This window comes from Rhodoferax sp. ZS1R25, from assembly GCF_056521335.1.
This window is the reverse complement of the sequence record NZ_JBWMAZ010000001.1, coordinates 1,015,621-1,038,635: the sequence shown is the minus strand read 5'-3', so window position 1 is coordinate 1,038,635 and position 23,015 is coordinate 1,015,621. Positions and strand designations below refer to the sequence as shown.

General features: G+C 63.6%; 22 protein-coding genes, 1 other RNA gene and 1 pseudogene. 6 read left to right on the top strand and 18 right to left on the bottom strand.

Annotated features, from left to right (window positions below):
- The first annotated feature begins 5 nt into the window (after positions 1-5).
- On the top strand, positions 6-2,186 hold the full coding sequence (locus AC097R_RS04925; RefSeq protein ID WP_479596494.1) for a putative bifunctional diguanylate cyclase/phosphodiesterase: 2,181 nt from the start codon (positions 6-8) through the stop codon (positions 2,184-2,186).
- A gap of 14 nt (positions 2,187-2,200) precedes the next feature.
- Here the strand turns inward: AC097R_RS04925 and AC097R_RS04920 are convergent, their stop codons facing one another.
- The 3 genes from AC097R_RS04920 to dapF are packed head-to-tail and all read right to left on the bottom strand — an operon-like array spanning position 2,201 to position 4,762.
- Positions 2,201-3,172, bottom strand: a complete 972-nt coding sequence (locus tag AC097R_RS04920; protein WP_479596493.1) for a tyrosine recombinase XerC — start codon at positions 3,170-3,172, stop codon at positions 2,201-2,203.
- 12 nt (positions 3,173-3,184) lie between these two features.
- Complete coding sequence (locus AC097R_RS04915) at positions 3,185-3,877, bottom strand: DUF484 family protein (RefSeq protein ID WP_479596492.1); 693 nt, start codon at positions 3,875-3,877, stop codon at positions 3,185-3,187.
- A 15-nt stretch (positions 3,878-3,892) separates the two neighbouring features.
- The gene (dapF, locus tag AC097R_RS04910) at positions 3,893-4,762 is read right to left on the bottom strand and encodes a diaminopimelate epimerase (RefSeq protein ID WP_479596491.1); all 870 of its coding nucleotides are present in this window, start codon (positions 4,760-4,762) and stop codon (positions 3,893-3,895) included.
- Between the two features lie 103 nt (positions 4,763-4,865).
- Between dapF and AC097R_RS04905 the strand changes: the two are divergent.
- Together AC097R_RS04905 and AC097R_RS04900 are read left to right on the top strand one after the other, a co-directional pair.
- A pseudogene (locus AC097R_RS04905) lies at positions 4,866-5,765 on the top strand (MBL fold metallo-hydrolase); the annotation flags it as partial.
- Complete coding sequence (locus AC097R_RS04900; RefSeq protein ID WP_479596490.1) at positions 5,762-6,721, top strand: RNA pseudouridine synthase; 960 nt, start codon at positions 5,762-5,764, stop codon at positions 6,719-6,721. The pseudogene AC097R_RS04905 and the gene AC097R_RS04900, both read left to right, overlap by 4 nt.
- Here the strand turns inward: AC097R_RS04900 and AC097R_RS04895 are convergent.
- On the bottom strand, positions 6,718-7,146 hold the full coding sequence (locus AC097R_RS04895) for a CBS domain-containing protein (RefSeq protein WP_479596489.1): 429 nt from the start codon (positions 7,144-7,146) through the stop codon (positions 6,718-6,720). The genes AC097R_RS04900 and AC097R_RS04895 overlap by 4 nt on opposite strands.
- A 48-nt stretch (positions 7,147-7,194) precedes the next feature.
- Positions 7,195-7,541, bottom strand: an RNA gene (gene rnpB, locus AC097R_RS04890) — RNase P RNA component class A.
- A gap of 117 nt (positions 7,542-7,658) precedes the next feature.
- On the opposite strand from rnpB, the gene cysK reads away from it, so the two are divergent.
- On the top strand, positions 7,659-8,576 hold the full coding sequence (gene cysK, locus AC097R_RS04885) for a cysteine synthase A (RefSeq protein ID WP_479596488.1): 918 nt from the start codon (positions 7,659-7,661) through the stop codon (positions 8,574-8,576).
- The gene (locus AC097R_RS04880) at positions 8,573-9,163 is read left to right on the top strand and encodes a hypothetical protein (protein WP_479596487.1); all 591 of its coding nucleotides are present in this window, start codon (positions 8,573-8,575) and stop codon (positions 9,161-9,163) included. Before cysK ends, AC097R_RS04880 begins: the two co-directional genes overlap by 4 nt.
- 1 nt (position 9,164) lies before the next feature.
- On the opposite strand, the gene AC097R_RS04875 is transcribed toward AC097R_RS04880, so the two are convergent.
- The 3 genes from AC097R_RS04875 to AC097R_RS04865 form a co-directional block, all read right to left on the bottom strand.
- Complete coding sequence (locus AC097R_RS04875) at positions 9,165-9,437, bottom strand: DUF2277 domain-containing protein (protein ID WP_479596486.1); 273 nt, start codon at positions 9,435-9,437, stop codon at positions 9,165-9,167.
- A 65-nt stretch (positions 9,438-9,502) separates the two neighbouring features.
- Positions 9,503-10,342 (bottom strand): ethanolamine ammonia-lyase subunit EutC, encoded by an 840-nt coding sequence (eutC, locus tag AC097R_RS04870; protein WP_479596485.1) that lies wholly within the window; start codon positions 10,340-10,342, stop codon positions 9,503-9,505.
- Positions 10,343-10,346: 4 nt separating this feature from the next.
- Positions 10,347-11,747 carry an ethanolamine ammonia-lyase subunit EutB gene (locus AC097R_RS04865; RefSeq protein WP_479596484.1) on the bottom strand — a complete coding sequence of 467 codons (1,401 nt, stop codon included), beginning with the start codon at positions 11,745-11,747 and terminating at the stop codon, positions 10,347-10,349.
- Between the two features lie 90 nt (positions 11,748-11,837).
- Here AC097R_RS04865 and AC097R_RS04860 point away from each other — a divergent pair, with 90 nt between their 5' ends.
- Positions 11,838-13,646 carry an NAD(P)/FAD-dependent oxidoreductase gene (locus tag AC097R_RS04860; protein ID WP_479596483.1) on the top strand — a complete coding sequence of 603 codons (1,809 nt, stop codon included), beginning with the start codon at positions 11,838-11,840 and terminating at the stop codon, positions 13,644-13,646.
- On the opposite strand, the gene AC097R_RS04855 is transcribed toward AC097R_RS04860, so the two are convergent.
- From AC097R_RS04855 to AC097R_RS04810, 10 genes are all read right to left on the bottom strand, one after another.
- On the bottom strand, positions 13,630-14,259 hold the full coding sequence (locus tag AC097R_RS04855) for a LysE family transporter (RefSeq protein ID WP_479596482.1): 630 nt from the start codon (positions 14,257-14,259) through the stop codon (positions 13,630-13,632). The two genes, AC097R_RS04860 and AC097R_RS04855, sit on opposite strands and share 17 nt — an antisense overlap.
- A 6-nt stretch (positions 14,260-14,265) precedes the next feature.
- Positions 14,266-15,141 carry a protease HtpX gene (gene htpX, locus AC097R_RS04850; protein ID WP_479596481.1) on the bottom strand — a complete coding sequence of 292 codons (876 nt, stop codon included), beginning with the start codon at positions 15,139-15,141 and terminating at the stop codon, positions 14,266-14,268.
- A gap of 98 nt (positions 15,142-15,239) precedes the next feature.
- A complete protein-coding gene (locus AC097R_RS04845; protein ID WP_479596480.1) occupies positions 15,240-16,004 on the bottom strand; it encodes a DUF3025 domain-containing protein in 765 nt (254 codons plus the stop codon).
- The gene (pyrC, locus tag AC097R_RS04840) at positions 15,989-17,035 is read right to left on the bottom strand and encodes a dihydroorotase (RefSeq protein WP_479596479.1); all 1,047 of its coding nucleotides are present in this window, start codon (positions 17,033-17,035) and stop codon (positions 15,989-15,991) included. The genes AC097R_RS04845 and pyrC overlap by 16 nt, the downstream gene beginning before the upstream one ends.
- A gap of 45 nt (positions 17,036-17,080) precedes the next feature.
- Positions 17,081-18,685 (bottom strand): methyl-accepting chemotaxis protein, encoded by a 1,605-nt coding sequence (locus tag AC097R_RS04835; protein ID WP_479596478.1) that lies wholly within the window; start codon positions 18,683-18,685, stop codon positions 17,081-17,083.
- A gap of 47 nt (positions 18,686-18,732) precedes the next feature.
- On the bottom strand, positions 18,733-19,470 hold the full coding sequence (locus tag AC097R_RS04830) for an amino acid ABC transporter ATP-binding protein (RefSeq protein ID WP_479596477.1): 738 nt from the start codon (positions 19,468-19,470) through the stop codon (positions 18,733-18,735).
- A 17-nt stretch (positions 19,471-19,487) separates the two neighbouring features.
- Positions 19,488-20,156 carry an amino acid ABC transporter permease gene (locus AC097R_RS04825; RefSeq protein ID WP_479596476.1) on the bottom strand — a complete coding sequence of 223 codons (669 nt, stop codon included), beginning with the start codon at positions 20,154-20,156 and terminating at the stop codon, positions 19,488-19,490.
- 1 nt (position 20,157) lies between these two features.
- Entirely contained in the window at positions 20,158-20,877 is a 720-nt protein-coding gene (locus AC097R_RS04820) for an amino acid ABC transporter permease (protein ID WP_479596475.1), read from the bottom strand.
- Positions 20,878-20,967: 90 nt separating this feature from the next.
- The gene (locus tag AC097R_RS04815; protein WP_479596474.1) at positions 20,968-21,867 is read right to left on the bottom strand and encodes a transporter substrate-binding domain-containing protein; all 900 of its coding nucleotides are present in this window, start codon (positions 21,865-21,867) and stop codon (positions 20,968-20,970) included.
- A 148-nt stretch (positions 21,868-22,015) separates the two neighbouring features.
- Complete coding sequence (locus AC097R_RS04810) at positions 22,016-22,909, bottom strand: amino acid ABC transporter substrate-binding protein (protein WP_479596473.1); 894 nt, start codon at positions 22,907-22,909, stop codon at positions 22,016-22,018.
- Positions 22,910-23,015: the final 106 nt, after the last annotated feature.

The following is a 23,015-nucleotide window of genomic DNA, read 5'->3' as shown; positions in this document are numbered from 1 at the left end:
CGCCCATGTCCGCTGACGACGCCCTGCCGACTCCTCGCAAGCACACCGTGCTGGTGGTGGACGACACGCCCGAAAACATCGACCAGCTGTGCGCCCTGCTGGAGCAGGACTACGTGGTGAAGGTGGCCACACAGGGTGAGCGGGCGTTGCAGATCGTGCTGTCAGACACCCCACCGGACCTGATTTTGTTGGATGTGCTGATGCCCGGCATCAGCGGCTTTGAGGTTTGCCGCCAGATCAAGAGCAACCCGGCGCGGCGCCACATTCCCATCCTGTTTGTGAGTTCGCTGGAGCAGTGGGGCGACGAGGCCTTGGGTCTGTCACTAGGCGCGGCCGACTACATCGTCAAACCCTATCGCCCGCCCATCGTGCTCGCCCGCGTGCGCACGCATCTGGCCCTGTTCGACCAGACGCAGCAGCTGGAGCGCCAAGTGCTGGCCCGCACGGCGGCGCTGCGCCAGAGCGAAGCCCGACTGCAGTTGGCGGCCAGCGTATTCACCCATGCCAAAGAGGGCATTTTCATCATCGACCAGGACAGCCGGGTGGTGGAGGTGAACGATTCTTTCACCCGTATCACGGGCTACAGCCGTGAAGAGGCCATGGGCCAGGACCTGCGCACGCTCGTGTACTCCGAACGGCAAAGCGAAGAGTTTTACGAACGCCGCCGCCAACTGGTGCAGGAGAACGGCAGCTGGACCGGTGAGGTCTGGAACCGCCGCAAGAATGGCGACATTCACCCCGAACAGCTCACCCTCAGCGTGCTGTACGACGCGCAGGGCGAGGTGCTCAACGTCATCGGCCTGTTCACCGACCTGACCGACGCCAAGGCCCACCAAAGCCAGCTGGAACATATCGCCCACTACGACACCCTGACCGGCCTGCCCAACCGCGTGCTGCTGGCTGACCGCCTGCAACAGGCCCTGGGCCATTGCCAGCGCCTGCAAACCACGCTGGCCGTGGTGGTGCTGGACCTGGACGGTTTCAAGTCTGTGAACGACCGCTTTGGCCAGAACGCCGGTGACGAGCTGCTCATGGCGCTGGCGCGGCGCATGGGCGAGGTGCTACACGACGGCGACACGCTGGCCCGCATTGGGGGCGACGAATTTGTGGCCGTGCTGGTGGGCGAAGACGCGGCCCAGCGCTTTGAGCCCTTGCTGGAGCGGCTGCTGCAGGCGGCCTCCAGCGCGGTGACATTGCAGGGCAACACGCTGCAGATCTCGGCCAGCATGGGTGTGACGCTGTACCCGCAAGACCTGACCGATGTAGATGGACTGCTACGCCACGCCGACCAGGCCATGTACCTGGCCAAGCAGGCCGGCAAGAACCGCTACCACCTGTTCGACATTGCACAGGACGCCGCAGCCACCACCCAGCACCAGACACTGGAGCACATCCGCCAGGGGCTGATTGCCCGGGAGTTTGTGCTGCACTACCAGCCCAAGGTGAACATGCGCAGCGGCAAGGTCATCGGCGCCGAGGCCCTGATCCGTTGGCAGCACCCGCAACGCGGCCTGCTGGCCCCCTGTGTGTTTTTGCCGGTGATTGAAAACCACCCGCTCAGCGTGGACCTGGGGGAGTGGGTGATTGCCACCGCGCTGCAGCAGATGCGCCAGTGGCAGGCGCAGGGTCTGGAGCTGGCGGTGAGCGTGAACATCGGTGCGCGCCAGCTGCAGCAGGAAAACTTTGCCTCGCGGTTGGCCGTCCTGCTCGCGGCCTCTCCCGGCATAGACCCGTCGCGGCTGGAACTCGAAATTCTGGAAACCAGCGCCCTGGAAGACATTGCCTGGGTGTCGCAGGTCATGGCAACCTGCCAGACGTTGGGGGTGCGCTTTGCGCTGGACGACTTCGGCACCGGCTACTCCTCGCTCACCTACCTGAAACGCCTGCCGGCCGAGTTACTCAAGATTGACCAGAGTTTTGTACGCGACATGCTGACCGACCGCGACGACCTGTCCATCGTCAAAACCGTGATCGGCCTGGCCGCGGCCTTCCACCGCAAGGTGATTGCGGAGGGCGTGGAAACCGTGGAGCACGGCGCCGCACTCTTGCAGATGGGCTGCGAATTGGCGCAGGGCTATGGCATTGCGCGCCCCATGCCCGCGCAGGAACTGCCCGCCTGGGTGGCACGCTGGCGCCCGGACCCGAGCTGGACCGCGGAAGACAGCCCAGTGATCTTCGCGGCCTGAACAACCCGCCGTCTTCAGTCTTTCTTGGGGGTGCGCAGGCGCGCACGCGGGTGGGCCGCGTCGTAGGCTTTGGCCAGGTGCTGAAAGTCCAGCCGTGTGTAGACCTGCGTGGTGGTGATGTTGGCGTGGCCCAGCAGCTCTTGCACGGCACGCAGGTCGCCACTGCTTTGCAGCACATGGCTGGCAAACGAGTGGCGCAGCATGTGGGGATGCACCGGGGTGTTCAGGCCCGCCAGCTGGCTGCGCCGCTTCAGGCGCTGCCACACGCTTTGCGCGGTCAGGCGCGTGCCGTTGCGCCCCGTGAACAGTGCGGCTGCGGCATCGGCCTGCGTGGCGGCTGTAGGCGCGCCCGTAGCGGTGCCCAGCGGCCCGCGCAGCTCCAGCCAGCGCGCCAAGGCCTCCAGCGCGGTGGTGCCCACCGGTACGGTGCGGCGCTTGCTGCCCTTGCCCAGCACATGGGCCTCGGCCGCTTGCAGGTCCACCCAGCCTTTGGCGTCTTTGCTGGCCACCACGTCCAGCCCAACGAGTTCGCCCACACGCAGGCCGCTGCCATACAGCAGCTCCACCATGGCCGCGTCGCGCGCTTCCAGCCAGGCGTTGTCGTCGCTCTCAAAATCAGCAAACTGCACCGCGTCGTCCACGGCCAGGGCCTTGGGCAGGGGCTTGGGGGCCTTGGGGGAACGCACGTCCTGCACGGGGTTGCTGGCCACCAGGCCCTGGCGGCCCAGCCAGGTATAGAAACCGCGCCAGCCGGAGAGGATGAGTGCAATGCCGCGACCGCTGCGCCCGCCGCTGTGCATCTGTGCCACCCAGCGGCGGATATGGTTATTTTTAACCTCGACCAGGGCCACCGGTACCTTAGCGGCGTTGGCGCCGAGCTTGCCCAGGTCCAGCGCATACAGCTCCACGGTGCGGGCCGCCAGGCGCTTTTCTACGCGGACGTACTCCAGGTATTTTTCAACCAGCGAGGCGTCGTCCGTGTTCACGGCCAGTGGGGGTTAGCGCAAGCGCGAGAGCGCCGCGCTGGCCAGGTCGCCGATGCGGGCCAGGAAGTCGGTGCCCATGCCGCTGTTGAAACGGTGCGCGTCACTGGAGGCCAGCACCAGGATGCCGAACACGCTGCCACCAGCTTCACCGCTGCGCAGGGGGATCAGCGCCAGCGAGCTGACGTGCGCGGTATCGTCCAGCCAGCCCACGGCTTCAAAGCCGGTGTTCAGGCCACAGAAGGGCTCGGTCAGCGAGGCGGCAAACACCTTGGCGTCGTCGCTCACGCCCTGCGCAAAGGGCAGGTCGGCATACGTGGCGGCCACGTCCCACAAGCGCAGGCCCACCTGGGGCACGGTGAACTGGTCCTGGATTTCCTGCACGATTTGTGCGGGCAGGGCCTGCAGGTCGTTAGTCAGAAACAGGGTGCGCGCCCAGCGCAGGATCTTGTCGGACAGCATGACGTTTTCGTTGCCGTTGCGGATCATCTCCATGATGCGCTGCTCCAGCAGCTTGATCTTCTCGCGCAGCATCTCGGCCTGGCGCTCTTGCAGGCTCACGGCGCGGTGGCTGTGCGGGCTGGTGAATTGCACCGTGGCCAGCAGCTCGGCGTGGCGCTGGAAGAAGTCGGGCGTATTGGCCAGGTAGTTGGCGATGTCGTCTTCGGTGATGGGGTTGGCCAGGGCTTGGTTCACGAGAGTGGTCATGGTGCGATCAGTTGGTTATTCGGGGAGGTCAATTTCACCGTGAAACACGGTGGTGGCGGGGCCGGTCATGAACACAGAAGCGTCGCCGCCGGCCCATTCAATGGTGAGTACCCCGCCGTGGGTTTGGACCGCCACGCTGGCGTCCAGCAGGCCCAGGCGGATGCCGGACACCACGGCCGCGCAGGCGCCGGTGCCACAGGCCAGGGTCTCGCCCACGCCACGCTCAAAGACGCGCAGGCGCACATGGCTGCGGTCCACGACCTGCAAAAAACCCACATTCACGCCCTGCGGGAAGCGCGGGCTGGCCTGCACGGCCGGGCCCAGCGTGGCCACAGGGGCGGTGTCCACGTTGTCCACCAGCGTCACCGCGTGGGGGTTGCCCATGGACACGGTTGCTACCAAAAGAGGAGCTACTGGCGCACTGTCCACGGGGGCTAGAGGCCATTTTTCCCATGCACCCATGGGCTGCAGCGTGAGGCCGCTGGCGTCAAACGGAATGTCCGCCAGCGCGAACACCGGCGCGCCCATGTCCACGGTCACCCGGCCATCGGCATTCAGACGCGGCTCAATCACGCCCATCATGGTCTGCACGCGGATGCGGTCTTTGGTGGTCAGGCCTTTGTCGTGCACAAAACGGGCAAAGCAGCGCGCGCCGTTGCCGCACTGCTCGACCTCGTTGCCGTCGGCGTTGTGGATCACGTATTCGAAGTCGATGCCCTCGGCCGGCGAGGGGCGCACCGTGAGGATCTGGTCGGCGCCCACGCCAAAGTGGCGGTCGCCCAGAAAGCGGTAGTGCGCCTCGGTCAAGCCCAGGCGGCCGCGCGTTTCGTCAAGCACAACAAAGTCGTTGCCCGCGCCCTGCATTTTGGTGAACTGGATTCGCATGGCCGAATTATCCGCGTTTGGCCGCACAATCCTGCGCATGGTTAGACCCGCCCACATCCTGCCTGCGGATACTTCACCCGCAGCCGCCTCGCTGACCGACGCCTGGCAAACCGACCGCCCCACCCCGTTGCTGCGCAATGTGCTGCGCCTGACCGCCCCGAATCCGGGCGTGATGACCGGCCCCGGCACCAACAGCTACCTGGTGGGCGAGCCCGCCACCGGCTATACGGTGATCGACCCCGGTCCGGCCGACGCCGACCATGTGCAGCGCCTGTGGCAGGCCGCCGCGTTTGAAGACGGCAGCGGCGGCAACATCCTGCGCATCGTCTGCACCCACTCGCACCCCGACCACTCGCCGGGCGCCGCGCCCCTGCAGGCGCTGTGCCAGGGCGGCCCACCCATTCTGGGCCTACCCTCAGCCCCCACGGCCCGCGCCGCCAGCGACTTCACACCCGACCGTCCGCTATTAAATCAGGAGCTGCTCGCGCATATGCTGCCGGGGCTAGACGTGCAAAGTGCCCTGAAACCGGTACACACGCTACAGGTGATTTACACACCGGGTCACGCGGCCAACCATGTCTGCCTGCTGCTGGAAGAGGACGGCCTGCTGTTCAGCGGCGACCACATCCTCAACGGCAGCACGACGGTGATCGACCCACCCGACGGCAATATGCGCGACTACCTGGATTCGCTGAATGCGCTGACCACCGCCTGCACCGAACTGGGCGTGCAGTACATCCTGCCAGCCCACGGCCATGTGATCGACGGCGCACTCGACGCTATTGCCAAGCTCAAAGCGCACCGCCTGGCGCGCGAGGCCAAGATTGCCGCGGTGATGCGCGCCAACCCGCTGGGCAGCCTGGACGACTGGCTGCCCCTGGCCTACGACGATGTGGACCCACGCATCTGGCCCGTGGCCAAGCGCTCGCTGCTGGCCCACGTGGAACGTATTTACGCCTTGGACAACCCAGGCGGCCCCCAAAACCAAGAAGGCCAGCCATGAGCACCTCAGACGCCAAACCCCCACGCCCCACGCTGCGCAAACCCGTTAAACCGCCGCGCGCCGCAGTGGCACCTGCCCCGATGGCGCCCAGGCCCAGCCCGGTCGCCACTGCCCCCGTGCCGCCCCCCTCCACCAAGAAGCCGCGTTTTCGCAAACCCCGCAAAGAGCCTGTAGCGGAGGCGCCGGCGGCGGCCGTGGCCGGTGAACGCCTGTCCAAGCGCGTAATGGTGCTCAAGGACTGCTCGCGCAAAGAGGCCGAGCAGTACATCGAGGGCGGCTGGGTGCGCGTGAATGGTGTGGTGGTGGAAGAGCCTGCGCACCGCGTGGACAATGAGGCCGTCACCCTGGACCCGGACGCCAGCCTGCTCAGCCTCAGCGACGTCACCCTGCTGCTGAACAAGCCCGCGGGCTACTCCGACGGCACCGAGGAAATGGAGCCCGTACGCGGTCGCAAGGCTGCGCCCGACGCGCGCAGCCTGCTGACCCCGCAAACCCATTGGGAACACGACCCCACGGAGACGCCCGTGCTCAAGCGCCATTTCAACCACCTGGAAGCCGACGTTGAGCTCGAAAACGGGGCCACGGGGCTGGTGGTCTTCACCCAGGACTGGCGCACCACGCGCAAGCTGACCGAAGACATGGGCACCATGGAACACGAGTTTCTGGTCGAGGTAAGGGGCGAAGTGGCACCCGAGGCGCTCAAGCCGATTGGCTACGCGCTGAAAGACGAGCGCAACGCCCTGCCGCCCGTGAAGGTCAGCGTGAGCAGCAGCACGCCTGAGATGAGCCGCCTGCGCTTTGCCATCAAGGGATCACACCCCGGCCTGGTGGCCTACCTGTGTGCGGAAGCGAAACTGGAGATCCTGGCCATGCGCCGCATCCGCCTGGGACGCGTCACCATCGCCGACTTGCCCGTGGGCCAGTGGCGCTTTTTGGCGGGCTACGAGAAGTTCTAGGACGCGATGTAGTTCTGCAGCTGGGTGATGGTGAGCTCGCGGTCCTTGATGATGTTGTCCATCAGGTCGCGGATCGAAATCATGCCCAGCACCTTGCTGCCCTCCACGACCGGCAAGTGGCGGATCTTCTTCTGGCTCATGAGGGCCATGCAGTCATCGGTCGAAGTTCTGGGAGTCACCGTCAGCACCTGGGCGGTCATGATGTCGCGGACCTTGGTGTCTTTGGAGGAACGCCCCGCCAGGGCAATTTTGCGGGTGTAGTCGCGTTCGGAAAACACGCCTACCAGCTTGTCGCCCTCCATCACCATGAGGGCACCCACATTGCAGTCTGCGAGCATTTCGAGGGCGTTGTAGACGCTGTCCTCGGGGCTCAGGCTCCAGATGGCGCCACCTTGCTTTTCCAACAGTTCAAGAATCGGTCGCATGGTCCCATCTCCCAATGACTGTGAAGACTCGACCATACAACAAAATAAGTGTGAAGCCCACCGATAAGCCGGATTCTGTGCATGGGGGTTTCCCCCCATGTGACCACCATTACTCTGGGCCGCTGGTCACCCAAACGGCTCGATGCTACCTACCCGCCAACTCCGGGGGCCCCGTCAACGTTGGCCTACTTGGTATTGCTGCGCGTAGAGATTGCCCGTTTCACCCGAACTAAATCGGCTCGTCTCTGTTGCTCTAATCCTCACCTTAGGGCCACGTACTTGCGTACACAGCTTGTCAGTGGACAGTCGTTAACTGCTACGCTGCCCTATGCAGTCCGGACGTTCCTCCAGTGCTTGGTTTCCCAAATTGCACCAGCGGTGGTCTGGCGGGCTTCACACCTCCGATTATCAGGCCTGCGGTGCCCGGGCATATCGATATGCCCAAACAGTCGTTCGCCAGTCACACATTTGGCAGAGAATGGTTGCGTTCTTTTCCTCCCCGGAGACCCTCCATGGCTTTCGACAACGTCCTGCAAACCATTGGCAACACGCCCCATATCCGCATCAACAAGCTGTTTGGCAGCACCCACGCGGTGTATGTGAAGAGCGAACGCAGCAACCCCGGGGGCTCCATCAAGGACCGTATTGCGCTGGCCATGGTGGAAGATGCCGAGAAGAGCGGCGCCCTGAAACCGGGCGCCACCATCATCGAGCCGACCTCGGGCAACACCGGCGTGGGCCTGGCCCTGGTGGCCGCGGTCAAGGGCTACAAGCTGATTCTGGTCATGCCCGACAGCATGTCCATCGAGCGCCGCCGCCTGATGTTGGCCTATGGCGCTACTTTTGACCTCACCCCGCGCGAGAAAGGCATGAAAGGCGCCATCGCCCGCGCCCAGGAGCTGGCCGAGCAAACGCCGGGATCGTGGATTCCCCAGCAGTTCGAGAACCCCGCCAACATCGACGTGCATGCCCGCACGACGGCGCAGGAAATCCTCAAAGACTTCCCGAACGGCGTGGACGTCATCATCACCGGCGTGGGGACGGGCGGTCATATCAGCGGCGTAGCCCAGGTGCTCAAGGCCAAGTGGCCCAAACTCAAGGTCTACGCCGTGGAGCCCACGGCTTCGCCCGTGATCAGTGGCGGCGCACCCGCGCCCCACCCGATCCAGGGCATTGGCGCAGGCTTTATCCCTAAGAATTTGAAGACCGAGTTGCTGGACGGCGTGATCCAGGTGGACGCCGAACCGGCCCGCGAATACGCACGCCGCAGCGCACGTGAAGAGGGCCTCTTGGTCGGCATCTCCAGCGGCGCCACACTGGCCGCTATCGCGCAAAAGCTGCCCGAGATTCCCGCGGGTAGCACCGTGCTGGGCTTCAACTACGACACGGGTGAACGTTACCTGTCCGTAGACGGATTTCTACCCACATGACCGCCCGTACAGCCCGCTGGATGGCTGCTGTCGTTCTTGGCATGGCGTCCCTGATACCGGCCTACGCGCTGGAGGCCGGCGATGCTGCCAACCTGAAAGCGGGGGCTGTGCTGAGTCTGCCCTCAGCGGGCAACAGTGCGGCACGCACATTGACCATTGCCCACGTCCATCCCGTGCGCAGCGACGATGGCGTCTGGTACCAAATCCTCGGCACCGCTGCCGATGGGCAAGAGCAACTGGTCTACGCCGACCTCTCGGCCAAACCGCCCAAAGTGGAAGTCATGGTCAGGCGGGTCAACCTGCGCAAGCTGGTGGACCGTCCGCGCAAGTTTCTGGACGCCGTGGAAGACGATGAAAAGGGCGAGCTGACACTGGATGGCGTGGTGTACCGCTACAACGACAAAGAATCCGATGACGGCTCTCTGGAGCCCGACGGCAACGCGTCCCAGGCACAGGCCTTCAACTACCTGGTGTTCACCTCGACTCAAGACCCCAGCCTCAGTATCCAGGTGATGCGCTGGACGGAAGAAAAGTTTGACGCCTACCTGATCCAGCAGGTGTCGGCCGCCGACGCCAAACTCCAATAGCTTAAGAGCCGCCAAAGCGCGCGACCGAGCGAACTTTGGCCTTTGCCGCCTCCACCTCACGGTTGCGAGGCTCCGCGCTGGTCACCAGTGAGGCGATCAGCGTGCGTGCTACCTCTGCCACCTGCGCCACTGCCAAGTCAAACGCTTCGCTGTTGGCCTGCGAGGGTACATTGAACCCACTGAGCTTGCGCACAAATTGCAGCGACGAGTCGCGGATTTCGAGTTCGGTGGCGGGTGGCTCGAAGTTGAACAGGGTCTTGATGTTGCGGCACATGGCAGTAGCTCCGGTGGCAGTTACGGCGGCATCTTACGTCTGCGCTGGCCCAGCCCACGTGGAACCTAGCGCAGCAGAAAGTTGCTCTGCTCCGCCACCGGCACCCGTGCGCTGCCATCCGTCTCGTCCTTGAGCTCCACGCCCGAGAGCTGGCGCTGCCGTGCCTGGGTCAACAGGTAGTGCAGCTTGAAAGCCGCATCCTCATACGCCAGCCCCGCAGGGCGCACGTTGGAGATGCAGTTGCGGCTGGCGTCGGTCAGCCCCAGGCGGGGCATCCAGGTCAGGTACAGGCCCATGCTGTCGGGCGAGCTCAGGCCCGGGCGCTCGCCAATCAACACCACGACGGCCTTGGCGCCCAGCGCCTGCCCGATTTCGTCGCCAATGGCCACGCGGGATTGCTGGGCGATGCACAGCGGCGCTACGCGCCAGCTCTCACCCGCCATGCGCCGGTGCAGGGCCTGCAAAAAAGGGGCGGCATTTTGTTCGATGGCCAGAGCGGACAAACCATCTGCCACCACGAAGGCCAGGTCATAGGGGCGCTCCTGCTGCACGCCATCCGCGGGTGCGGGCAGGTACAGCTGCGACAGCAGGTCCAAAGAAGCCGCATCCAGCCGGCGCCCCAGGTCCGGGCGCTGCAGGTAGTGGTTGCGGTCGGTGGCGGCGCTATGCAGCAGCACACACGGCGGCGGCGCATCGGGCCAAGCGGCAGTCAGGGCCTCCGCCAACTGAGGCACATCCAGGCCGCGGTGCACGGCGTCGCGCGCCCGGGCGTGGGCCAGTTGGAAGGCCAGGTGTGCACCGGTCGGCAGGCTCACACCCGAGCGCCCCAGCGCAATGCGCGCGTCGGTGAACTGGCGCAGCACCGACCAGGGGTTGGCGGTCACGGGGGACAGGGGTTCGCTCATGGGCTCAGGCCAGTTGCAGAAGGGCTTTGTGGAATGCCGGGGGCAGCGTGGGGTGCAGGGCAAAGGCCGGGCCCGCCTCGCTGAAGATTTGCATGCGCTGCAGCCAGGCCTCGAACTCGGGCGCGGGCCGCAGGCCCAGCACCCGGCGGGCGTACAGCGCGTCATGGAAGGAAGTGGTCTGGTAGTTCAGCATGATGTCGTCCGACCCCGGAATACCCATCACGAAGTTGCAGCCCGCGGCCCCCAGCAGGGTGAGCAACACATCCATGTCATTCTGGTCCGCCTCGGCGTGGTTGGTGTAGCAGACGTCGCAGCCCATGGGCAAGCCCAGCAGCTTGGCGCAGAAGTGGTCTTCCAGCCCGGCACGAATGATTTGCTTGCCGTCAAACAGGTACTCGGGGCCGATGAAGCCGACCACTGTGTTGACCAGCAGCGGCTTGTAATGGCGCGCCACCGCGTAGGCACGTGCCTCGCAGGTCTGCTGGTCCATGCCATGGTGCGCGTTGGCCGACAAGGCGCTGCCCTGCCCGGTCTCGAAATACATCACGTTGTCGCCCACCGTGCCGCGCTGTAGTGACAAGGCGGCGCTGCGGGCTTCTGCCAGCAGCGCCAGGGATACGCCAAAGCTGCTGTTGGTGGCCTCGGTGCCGCCAATGGACTGGAACACCAGGTCCACCGGCGCGCCGCGTTCGATGGCCTGCACCGTGTTGGTCACGTGCGTCAGCACGCAAGACTGGGTGGGGATGCCGTACTGTTCAATGATGTCACCCATCATGTGCACCAGCTTGACCACCTGGGTCACGTTGTCGGTGGCGGGGTTGATGCCGATGACCGCGTCGCCACTGCCATACAGCAGGCCATCCAGCAGGCTGGCGGCGATGCCAGTGGTGTCGTCGGTAGGGTGGTTGGGCTGCAGACGCGTGGCCATGCGTCCGGCCAGGCCGATGGTGTTGCGAAAGCCGGTGACCACGCGGCATTTTTTCGCCACCAGAATCAAATCCTGGTTGCGCATGAGCTTGCTGACCGCGGCCGCCATCTCGGGCGTGATGCCCGGGGCCAGCGCAGACAGCGTGAGGCTGTCTACCGCGTCGCTCAGCAGCCAGTTGCGAAAGTCGCCCACGGTCAGGTGGCTCACGGGGGCAAAGGCCGCTGCGTCATGGCTGTCCATGATCAGGCGCGTGACCTCGTCCGTCTCGTACGGCACCAAGGCCTCGCTCAAAAACGTGCGCAACGGTACCTCGGCGAGCGCCATTTGCGCCACGGCCCGCTCTTCGGCGCTGTGCGCCGCCACGCCCGCCAGCACATCGCCAGAGCGCAGCGGCGTGGCCTTGGCCATCAGGTCTTTGAGATCGCGAAAGCCGTAGGTGCGGTGACCCAGGGTGTAGGAGTAGGAATGGCTTGGCACATGGATACCCAAGCAATCAACGTGCCTGCGCGCAGCGGGGCGCTCGCCCCTTTAAAATCGCGGCCTTGCTTGATAACCACGAGCCCCTCCATGATTCGACTCACTGAACTCAAACTCCCCCTGTCCGCCCTGCCCGTGGAGGCACGCCGCGCCGCGGATGCCCCCACCGAGACCGAGGCCGACCGCGCGCCCGTGGCGCACCCGATTGACGCGCTGAAACGCCTGTGCGCCCAGGCACTGGGCATTGACGTGGCGGCCATTGCCGACCTGCAGGTGTTCAAACGCAGCTTTGATGCACGCAAGGCAGACCTGCTGGCCGTCTACATCGTGGACATCAGGCTGACCGATGCCGCGCAGGAAGCCCCGCTGCTGGCGAAGTTCCCCAACCACCCGCACATCAACGCCACGCCCGACATGGCCTACCGCTTTGTGGCGCAGGCGCCGCTCGACTCGACAGAACGCCCCGTGGTGGTGGGCTTTGGGCCCTGCGGCATGTTTGCGGCGCTGGTGCTGGCGCAGATGGGGTTCAAACCCATCGTGCTGGAGCGTGGCAAACCGGTGCGCGAACGCACCAAGGACACCTGGGGCCTGTGGCGCAAGAAAACGCTGAACCCCGAGAGCAATGTGCAGTTTGGCGAAGGCGGCGCCGGCACATTTTCGGACGGCAAGCTCTACAGCCAGATCAAGGACCCGCGTTTTCTGGGCCGCAAGGTCATGCACGAATTTGTGCAACACGGCGCCCCGGCCGAGATCCTGTACGAGGCGCACCCGCACATCGGTACCTTCAAACTGGTGAAAGTGGTGGAAGGCATCCGCGAGCAGATCATTGCGCTGGGTGGCGAGATCCGGTTTGAACAGCGCGTGGCGGACGTGCTATTGAATCAGGAGCAAGACGCGCAATCGCTACGGGGGCTAGAGGTCGAAAACCTTCAAACCGGCAGCCGCTACGCGCTGCCCGCCCGCCACGTAGTGATGGCACTGGGCCATAGCTCACGCGACACCTTTGCCATGCTTTATGAGCGTGGCGTCGCCATGCACGCCAAGCCGTTCTCGGTGGGCTTTCGCATCGAGCACCCGCAGGGCGTGATCGACCGCGCGCGCTGGGGTCGCCATGCGGGCCACCCGCTGCTGGGTGCGGCCGACTACAAGCTGGTGCACCACGCAGCCAATGGGCGCGCCGTTTACAGCTTCTGCATGTGCCCCGGCGGCACCGTGGTGGCCGCCACCAGCGAGCCGGGCCGCGTGGTCACCAACGGCATGAGCCAGTATTCGCGCAACGAGCGCAATGCCAACGCTGGCATGGTGGTGGGCATCGACCCGCCGGACTACCCGATTGATGCGGCCGCCTTTGTGCACGCCTTCGGTGAAGAGAAAGGCCAGCGCTACGCCACCGAGGCAGCGGCGATGAAAGCCCAAGACCCGAAAGCCGCGCATCCCATGTCCGGCATTGCGTTTCAGCGCCAGCTGGAGAGCGGCGCCTACACCCTGGGCGGCGGCACCTACGAGGCACCGGGCCAACTAGTGGGCGACTTCATTGCCGCCAAACCGTCCACCGAATTTGGCAGCGTCACCCCGTCGTACAAACCCGGCGTGAAGCTGGGCGACCTGGCCCCCAGCCTGCCCGACTACGCGATTGCGGCGCTGCGCGAGGCGCTGCCCGCGTTTGGCAAGAAGATCAAGGGCTTTGACATGGCGGACGCCGTGCTGACCGGAGTGGAAACCCGCACCTCCAGCCCCATCAAAATGCCGCGCGGCGATGACCTGCAAAGCACCAATGTGCGCGGCCTGTACCCGGCGGGTGAAGGTGCGAGCTATGCGGGCGGAATTTTGTCGGCAGGGGTGGATGGCATCAAGGTCGCGGAGGCCTTGGCGTTGGACTGGCTCAAGCTGCGCGCTTGAAGAACGCCAACAGCGTGCCCGCCACCACAAACAACCCACCAAAGGTGCGGTTCATGGCACGCAGGTGCGACTCGGATTTGAGTGCGCGCAACACCTTGGCAGCCAGTGCGGTGTAGCCCCCCATCACCACCAGATCGGTAAAGCCCAGCGTGGCGGCGATGGTGAGGTACTGCGGTGCCAGGGGCTGCGCCAGGTTCAGGAACTGCGGCACCACGGCCAACAGAAATACCGTGCCCTTGGGGTTCAGCGCGTTGATCACCCAGGCCTTGAACACCATGGTGCGCACGCTGACTTGGCTGCCTTCTTCGGTCTTGGCCGCCAGCGGCACGGCCGGCGCACGCCATTGCTGGATGCCCAGCCACACCAGATAGGCCACGCCTGCCCATTTGATGGCCAGAAATGCGGTGCCGCTGGTGGCCACCACAGCCCCCAGCCCCAAGCCGACCACCAGAATCTGTGTCCAGATACCCAGCACCAAACCCAGGGTGGTGATGTAGCCACGCGCAAAGCCGTGGTTCAGCCCCGCGCTCATGGCAGCTACGGCACCCGCCCCGGGCGAAATGCTAATGGCCCAAGAGGCCGCAAAGAAGGCCAGCCAGGTGGACAGTTCCATACGGGCTCAGCCCTGCGCGTTTTGCAGGGCGGCGATGCGCTCTTCAATCGGCGGGTGGGTGGAGAACAGCTGGCCAATGCCACCGGCAATGCCAAATGCGGCCACGCTCTTGGGCAGCTCGCCCGGCGTCATGCCGCCCAGGCGGGCCAGCGCGTTCATCATGGGCTGCTTGCGACCCATCAGTTGCGCAGCACCGGCGTCGGCACGAAACTCGCGCTGGCGGCTAAACCAAGCCACCACGATGGCGGCGGCAAAGCCGAGCACGATGTCCAGCACGATGGTGCTGATGTAGTACCCAATGCCGGGGCCGCTGCTGCGGTCATCGCCTTTGCGCAAAAAGCTGTCCACCGCGTAGCCGATCACACGGCTCAGGAACACCACAAAGGTGTTCATCACACCCTGGATCAGCGTCATGGTGACCATGTCGCCGTTGGCAATGTGGGCCACCTCGTGGCCAATCACGGCCTCGATCTCTTCGCGCGTCATGCCCTGCAACAGGCCGGTGCTCACCGCCACCAGGGCCGAATTTTTGAACGCGCCGGTGGCAAACGCATTGGGCGCGCCGTCAAAGATGCCGACTTCGGGCATGCCAATGCCGGCCTTGTCGGCGAACTTGCGCACGGTCTCCACGATCCAGGCCTCGTCGGCGTTTTGCGGCTGCGCAATCACCTGCACACCTGAGGTCCACTTGGCCATGGGCTTGCTGATCAAGAGGGAGATGATGGCGCCGCCAAAGCCCATCACCAGCGCGAAGCCCAGCAGCGAGCTCAGGTTCAGCCCATTGGGCGTGAGGTAGCGGTTGACCCCCAGCAGGCTGGCCACAATGCCCAACACGACCACCACGGCCAGGTTGGTCAGGACAAACAAAATAATGCGTTTCATGGTTTCTTTCGGAAAGCGACCGTGTTCCAGTCGTTGCCCAGGATGGTAGGGGCGATGGCGAGGTTTTCAAGCATTTCGGCTGCTTGGGCCCTAGAAATTTATGGGCTTTTGCCCGAACCACCCAGCGGGCGTGGGGCGCGAAACACGCTGGCATCCGCGTAAAACGCCGGATCGGCATTGCCCGCCCACCAGCCCGGCACCCCCAGCACCGGCAGATGGGCAAACGGCTTGGCCGCGAGCATGGGAGCCGAGAGCGTATCGGCCAGCCAGGCGTCCAGGTCCGCTATCGAATTGCTAGCTGCTTGCGCACGAAACACGTGGGCTGTGATCGGTTTTCTGGGTGCAACCAGCTTTTCCAGCAGCGCATGGCCAAACAACAGCAAGGTGGACTCGGCCCACAGCGGGCGCAGCGTGCCGAAGACCGCCTGCCAGTCTTTCGCCACCAGCGCTTGCCACAGTGCGTCAGGCGCCAGCAGCAACGCGGCGTTTTCGTCAAACACGGTCAGTGCATCGCGGGCCGGGCCGCGCACGGGCTGGATGCCGGTCTGCGCAATCTGCTCGGCCTGCAGGTGGTTGAGGCGCTGTTTGGCCAGCGGAAACTGCAGCCAGCACAGGCCGTTGAAAAAGTCGTGCAGGCCGTCACGCGTCGGTACGCGGCCGGTGTCGAAGATGTGCTGCTCGTAGGCCGTGCCGGCGGGCAGCTCGGACTGCGGCACAAATTGCACCGGGGCGCGTTGCACAGCATTCAGTGCCTGTGCCACCGTCAGGCCTTCACCCACCTGCCCCGCCAGGCCCTCGCCCACTGCGCGCCAAGGCTGCAGCCACGGCGCAGCCCAGTCAATCGCCTCTAAACCATGCGCCACTGCAGTGCTTCGCCCGCGGCCAGGGGTTTGAGGGAGGTCTCGCCGAATGCAAAGCTCTCGGGCGGTGTCCAGCTTTCACGTTTCAGGGTGATGGTTCCGGTGTTGCGTGGCAGACCATAGAAGTCGGCACCATGGAAGGACGCAAAACCTTCCAGCTTGTCCAACGCGCCGGCCGTATCAAACGCCTGCGCGTACAGCTCCATGGCCGCGTGGGCGGTGTAACAGCCCGCGCAGCCCGAGGCATGTTCTTTCAGCTGCGTGGGGTGGGGTGCGCTGTCGGTGCCCAGGAAGAATTTGTTCGATCCACCAGTCGCCGCCTGCACCAATGCCAGGCGGTGTGTTTCGCGTTTGAGCACGGGCAGGCAGTAGTAGTGCGGGCGAATGCCACCGGTGAAGATGGCGTTGCGGTTGTAGAGCAGGTGGTGGGCGGTGATGCTGGCCGAGGTGAAGCGGTCGCTGTCCGCCACATACTGCGCGGCTTCCCGGGTGGTGATGTGCTCGAAGACGATCTTGAGTTCGGGGAAGTCGCGGCGCAAGGGAATCAGCTGGGTGTCGATGAACACAGCTTCCCGGTCGAACAGGTCGATGTCGCTGCTGGTCACCTCGCCGTGCACCAGCAGCAGCAAACCGGCCTTTTGCATGGCTTCCAGCGTCTTGTAGGTGTTGCGCAGGTCGGTCACACCGGCATCGCTGTTGGTGGTGGCGCCTGCGGGGTAGAGCTTGGCGGCCACCACGCCGGCCTCCTTGGCGCGTACGATCTCGTCGGCGGGCAGGTTGTCGGTCAGGTACAGCGTCATCAAGGGTTCGAAATCCACTCCGGCCGGCACGGCCGCCTGGATGCGCGCCTTGTAGGCCAGCGCCTGTTCCGCGGTGGTCACCGGCGGCTTGAGGTTGGGCATGATGATGGCGCGGCCGAACTGGGCGGCCGTATGCGGTACCACGGTGTTCAACGCGGCGCCGTCGCGCACATGCAGGTGCCAGTCGTCCGGGCGGGTGATGGTAAGTGTGTTGGTGGGGGTGGCGTGCGTCATGGGCGCTATTGTCCCAAATCGCCCGCCCCACGGCGGAAAGTTGCCTCAGGCAAGCAGCCTGGGCCCCCTAGCGCCAGGTGCGCCGGTTTCAAACGCGCTCACAATGCGCGTCAATTGCTCGGCTTGGTCTTTCAGGCTTTCGGCGGCGGCGGCGCTCTGCTCCACCAAAGCGGAGTTCTGCTGCGTCATCTGGTCCAACACCGAGATCGCAGCGTTCACCGTAGCGATGCCCTCGCTCTGCTCAGACACGGTCGCGCTGATATCCCCAATGGTGTGGGTCACGCGCTGCACCGATCCGACGATCTCACTCATGGTCTGACCAGCAGCAGCTACCAGCTGGGTGCCACGCTCGACGCGCTCCACGCTGGCACCGATCAGGATCTTGATCTCCTTGGCGGCCTCGGCGCTACGCCCGGCGAGGCTGCGCACCTCAGAGGCCACGACGGCAAAGCCCCGCCCCTGTTCGCCAGCCCGTGCGGCCTCCACCGCCGCATTCAGCGCCAAGATATTGGTCTGAAAGGCAATACCATCGATCACCGAAATAATGTCGGCGATCTTGGACGAGCTGGTGTTGATCTCCTGCATAGTGGCCACCACCTCCGACACCACAGTGCCACCGCGCTGCGCCACCTCGGCCGAACCACCTGCTAACTGGTTGGCCTGCCGGGCCGCATTGGCACTGTTCTGAACGCTGTCGGTAAGTTGCCCCATGGAGAGGGCGGTCTGCTGCAGATTGGCGGCCGTCTGCTCGGTGCGATTGCTCAAATCCAGGTTGCCCGCGGCCACCTCTTGGCTGGAGCGGTGGATGGAGCCCGCCGCTTCCCGAATACTTTCCACCACACCACGCAGATTGCTCTGCATAGCCGTGACGGCCTGCAACAGACGACCAATTTCGTCATTGGCGCCCAGAGGTACCTGGGTGGTCAGATCGCCCGCGGCAATCCGCTCCGCCATGCCCACGGCTAGCCTCACCGGGTGGGTCACGCCCACAGTAATGCGCCAGGCAATCAGCCCCCCTGCCACCAGCGCCACGGAGACCAGCCCCCCTAACAGCAGTAACATCTTGCGTTGCAATGCCTCGGAATCGGTATTGGTTTCGTGCGTCTGTGCCAGTTGCAGCGCGATCAGGCTGGCCGCATCCTTGCGCAGCGCTTCTTCCGCTGGGCGCACCCGGTTCATCAGTGTCAACACGGCCGCTACCGTGTCGCCGTCGTTGGCCTGCTTCAGGGCATCGGCCACCTCGGGCAGCACCTTTTTGGTCTGTTCGGAAATTCGCCCCATCAAGGCGCGCTCCTCGGTGCTGGCATGGTCCGCCGTCAGCAGCGCGCTCAAGGCCGCCTCCGCCTCGCTAAGCCGGGCAATCGCAGATTCCGCCGCCTTGAACTCCACCTGCAACTGCTTGGGGTCCAACTCAGTGAACAGGGCGACAGAACGGCTGTGGATCGTGACACGGTTGATGCTGTCCATCAGTTCGTTGGTCAGCTCCGTCTGCCGGTTATTCACCCGCACGATGTGCTCCAGCGAGTTGCCAATCTGGCCCACCGAATAGACGCCCGTGGCGGCCACGGCCAGTAACAACAAGAGGATGGCCACGAAGCCCAGGGTCAGTTTGCGCGCCAACGACGGCTGCCCGATAAAAGATGTGGACATAAGTGTCTCTTGTTGCCTGCGTGCCGCCAGTGGCGGGCCTGGATGGGTCAGTGCTGGAGGATCTTGTTGAGGAAGTCCTTGGTGCGCGGCTGGCGTCCATCGGGATTACCAAAGAACTCATCCTTGCTGCAGTCCTCCAGGATGCGACCGCCGACGTCAATGAAGATCACACGGCTGGCCACCTTGCGGGCAAAGCCCATCTCGTGGGTGACCACCATCATGGTCATGCCTTCCTTGGCCAAAGACACCATGACGTCCAGCACCTCGCCGACCATCTCGGGATCCAGCGCGGAGGTGGGTTCGTCAAACAGCATCACTACGGGGTCCATGCTCAGGGCACGGGCGATCGCCACGCGCTGCTGCTGGCCGCCTGACAGTTGTCCAGGGAACTTGTCTTTGTGGGCCATCAGACCCACGCGGTCCAACATCTTCAATCCGCGCACCTTGGCGTCGTCGGCGCTGCGGCCCAGCACCTTGATCTGCGCAATGGTCAGGTTCTCGGTGACACGGAGATGGGGGAATAACTCAAAATGCTGGAACACCATGCCAACACGGCTGCGCAGCTTGGGCAGATCGGTGCTGGGGTCGTGCAGCGGAACGCCGTCCACCGTGATATTGCCCCTCTGAATGGGCTCTAAGCCGTTGACCGTCTTGATCAACGTGGACTTGCCCGAACCCGAAGGGCCGCACACCACGACCACGTCACCCTTGTTGATGTTGACTGAGCAGTCATTGAGCACCTGCACAGGGCCGTACCACTTGGACACATTCTTGATTTCAATCATGTTCTATCTCTTCTTGTTCAACGAACGATGGCAATGCGGGTCTGCAGGCGTTTGACGGCCCAGGACAGCGCAAAACAGATCACAAAGTAAACGACGGCTGCCAGCAGGTAGGCCTCCTCGGGACGGCCATACAGTTTGCCGGCCAGCGTGAAACCCTTGAGCAGGTCATAGGCGCCGATGGCGTATACCAACGACGTGTCCTGGAACAGGATGATGGTCTGGGTAAACAGCACCGGCAACATGTTGCGAAAGGCCTGTGGCAGCACCACCAGTGTCATGTTCTGGCGGTAGGTCATGCCCAGGGCCTGGCCGGCAAACACCTGACCACGCGGGATGGACTGGATGCCCGCCCGCATGATTTCGCTGAAGTAGGCCGCCTCAAACGCGATGAAGGTAATGGAGGCCGACAACTCCGCGCCAATGGACTTGCCAATCAGGAGCGGGATGAGCAGGTAGAACCACAGAATCACCATCACCAGCGGCACAGAGCGCATGCCATTGACGTAAAACGCCGCGGCACGCCCCAATGCCTTGTTGCCCGAGAGACGCATCAGCGCCAGCAGCGTGCCAAATACCACCCCACCCACGGTGGCCACAATAGTTAACAGCGCACTGAAGCGCAGGCCGCCCAGTACAAACTTGTTGATGATTTCCCAGCTCAGAAACGAAATATCCAATCCCTGCATGTCAGTGCCCCCCGCCGGTGCCGGCCACAATGAAGCCGGGGATTTGCAAGGAGCGCTCCACCAGGGCCAGCACGCGATTCACCGCGAAGGCAGAAATCGCATACAGCACGGTCACACCCAGGTAGATTTCCACACCACGCGAGGTCTCTTCCTGGGCCTGCATGGCAAACATGGTGAGCTCGGAAATCGAGACCGCAAAGGCCACCGATGAGTTTTTCAGCAGGTTCATGGACTCACTGGTCAGCGGCGGCAGGATGATGCGAAACGCCATGGGCAGGATCACGTAACGGTAGGTCTGGGCCGTGGTGAAACCCATGGCCATGCCAGCGTAGCGCTGACCCTTGGGCAGCGCCTGGATGCCAGCGCGCACTTGCTCCGCAATCCGCGCCGAGGTGAAGAAGCCCAGACCAAAAACCACCAGCAGGAAGCCGGGGACGGCCTGAAAGGAGGGGAACATCTTGGGCACCACAAAGTACCAAAGAAAGATCTGCACCAGCAGCGGAATATTGCGGAAGAACTCCACCCAGACATTGGCGATGCGCACCAGCCAAGGGCTGTTGGGCAGAGTTCGCAGGGTGCCTACCAAGGCCCCCACGCCCACCGCCACCAGCCAGGAACAGCCAGCAACCGCGAGCGTCCACCGCCAGGCCTCCATCATCCATTGCAAGTACGTACGGCCACTGCCGTCGTCACTGAAAAAAATCTGCCAATCCCAATGCATACCACCTCCACAGCAAATTGCGCGCCATCCTAAAAACAAAACCCGCTGGCATGCTGTCCAGCGGGTTCACACTCAGACTAGAGGTACGGATTACTTCTTGGCGTAGTCTTCAGCGGGCTTGTCGTTAGGCGTAGCCCACGCTGCCTTGGTGCTATCGCTTGCGGGCAAGCCCACACGGGTGTTCTTGGGAGGGATAGGCTGCACAAACCACTTGTCGTAGATTTTGGCCAACTCGCCTGACTTGGCCAAGGCAATAACAGTGTCATCCGCCAATTTCTTGAACGCGGGGTCGTCCTTGCGAATCATGATGGCGATGGGCTCCACCGACAAGACTTCACCCACGATCTTGTAGTCGCCGGGAGCCTTGGAGTTGGCAATGTTGCCAGCCAGGATCTGGCCGTCCATCACGAAGGCATCGGCGCGGCCGGATTCGAGCAGCAAGAAGCTGTCGGCATGGTCCTTGCCGAACACTTCCTTGAAGTCCACACCGGTGGCACGCTCATGCTTGCGCAACAGTTGCACAGAGGTGGTTCCGGTCGTCGTTGCCACGTTGCGGCCGTTCAGCTGCGCAATGGAGGTGATGCCAGAGCTGCCCTTGGTTGCAATGCGTACTTCCTCCACATACGTGGTCACCACAAAGGCCACGTCTTTCTGGCGGGTTGCATTGTTGGTGGTGGAGCCACATTCAATGTCTACGGTGCCGTTCTGAATCAACGGAATTCGGTTTTGCGAAGTGACCGATTGGTACTTGGTTTCAATCTTTTTGCCCACGGCCTTTTCTACGTTGGCAACGATCCGCTGGCACACTTCCACATGGAAGCCTGCGTATTTGCCTTCACCCAGGGCGTACGACAGGGCGCCGGAGGAATCACGCACACCCATGGTGATGGCGCCGTCAGCTTTCACCTTGGCCAAGGTGTCGTTGCTCTGCGCGTAAGCACCGAAGATGCTGGCAGACAACAGGCCCAGAATGAGAACGTTCTTTTTCATGTTTTTCCTTCAATAAAAATCACTGTGATGAAACCCGCAACCTGGCAAGCATGGTGGGCTGACGGTGAACTGTACTGCCGCCGCCCTGAATCCTGGACACCTGCTTACCCCTAGAAACCATGCAAATGGTAAATAACTTTATTCCTCTTTAGAACGGAACGACATCCGTAGGGTACTTCCAGAAGTCTTTGAGCAGGTAGCTCACGGGCAGGTTCAGCGGCCTCTCGTTGGGCGGGATGGCCTTGAGGAACCAGCGGTCGTAGATGGGCTGGATTTCCTTGCTCACGATGAGGCGGCGCATTTCCTCGTCAATCAGTTTTTTGAACTCGGGGTCATTCTTGGGCAGCATGATAGCCAGCGGCTCGGTGGTCAGGAACTTGCCGACCACCTTCAGCGCCTCCGGGTGGGGCCGGTTGGCGGCCAGGCCATAGAGCAGCACGTCGTCCATGACAAAGGCGTCGGCCTCGCCGCTCTCCACCATCTCCACGGCCTTGGCGTGGTCCGGGGCTTCTAGAATGGTGAGGTGCAGCAGACGCTCGCGGTTGGCTTGCTCCGCCGCCTTCAGCGGCGTGGTGCCCTTGGTGGACACCAGCTTTTTGCCATACAGGTCTTCAATGCGCTCAACCTTGCTGTCGGCGCGCACCAGCATGCGCGCGCCGGTAATGAAGTGGGGGATGGTGAAGGCCACCTTTTGGCGCCGGTCGGCGTTGTTGGTGGTCGAGCCGCACTCCATATCGGCTTTGCCTTCCTCGATGGTGGCGATGCGGTTGGCCGGGGTGACCTGCATGAATTCCACCTGCATGCCCTTGGCACCGGTCTTCTTGCGCACGGCCTCGGCCAGCTTCAGGCACAGGTCCACGGCATAACCCACCGGCTTTTTGTCCGTGTCCAGGTACGAGAACGGGATGGACGACTCACGGTGCGCCACCACCAGCTTGCCGCCAGCGGCCACGCGCTCCAGCACGGTGCCAGCTTGCGCCGTAGCGCCCAAAAGCACAGAGGCGATCAACGCCCCACCACGAACCCATAGTTTGGTTTGCATACCCACTCCAACGACACGTTTTCCGCCCAGGGCGCGACTCTAGCCACGCCGGGCACCGACCGCCAATGCTGATTCATTCGCGCGGTATGCAAAATAGGAATGCAAT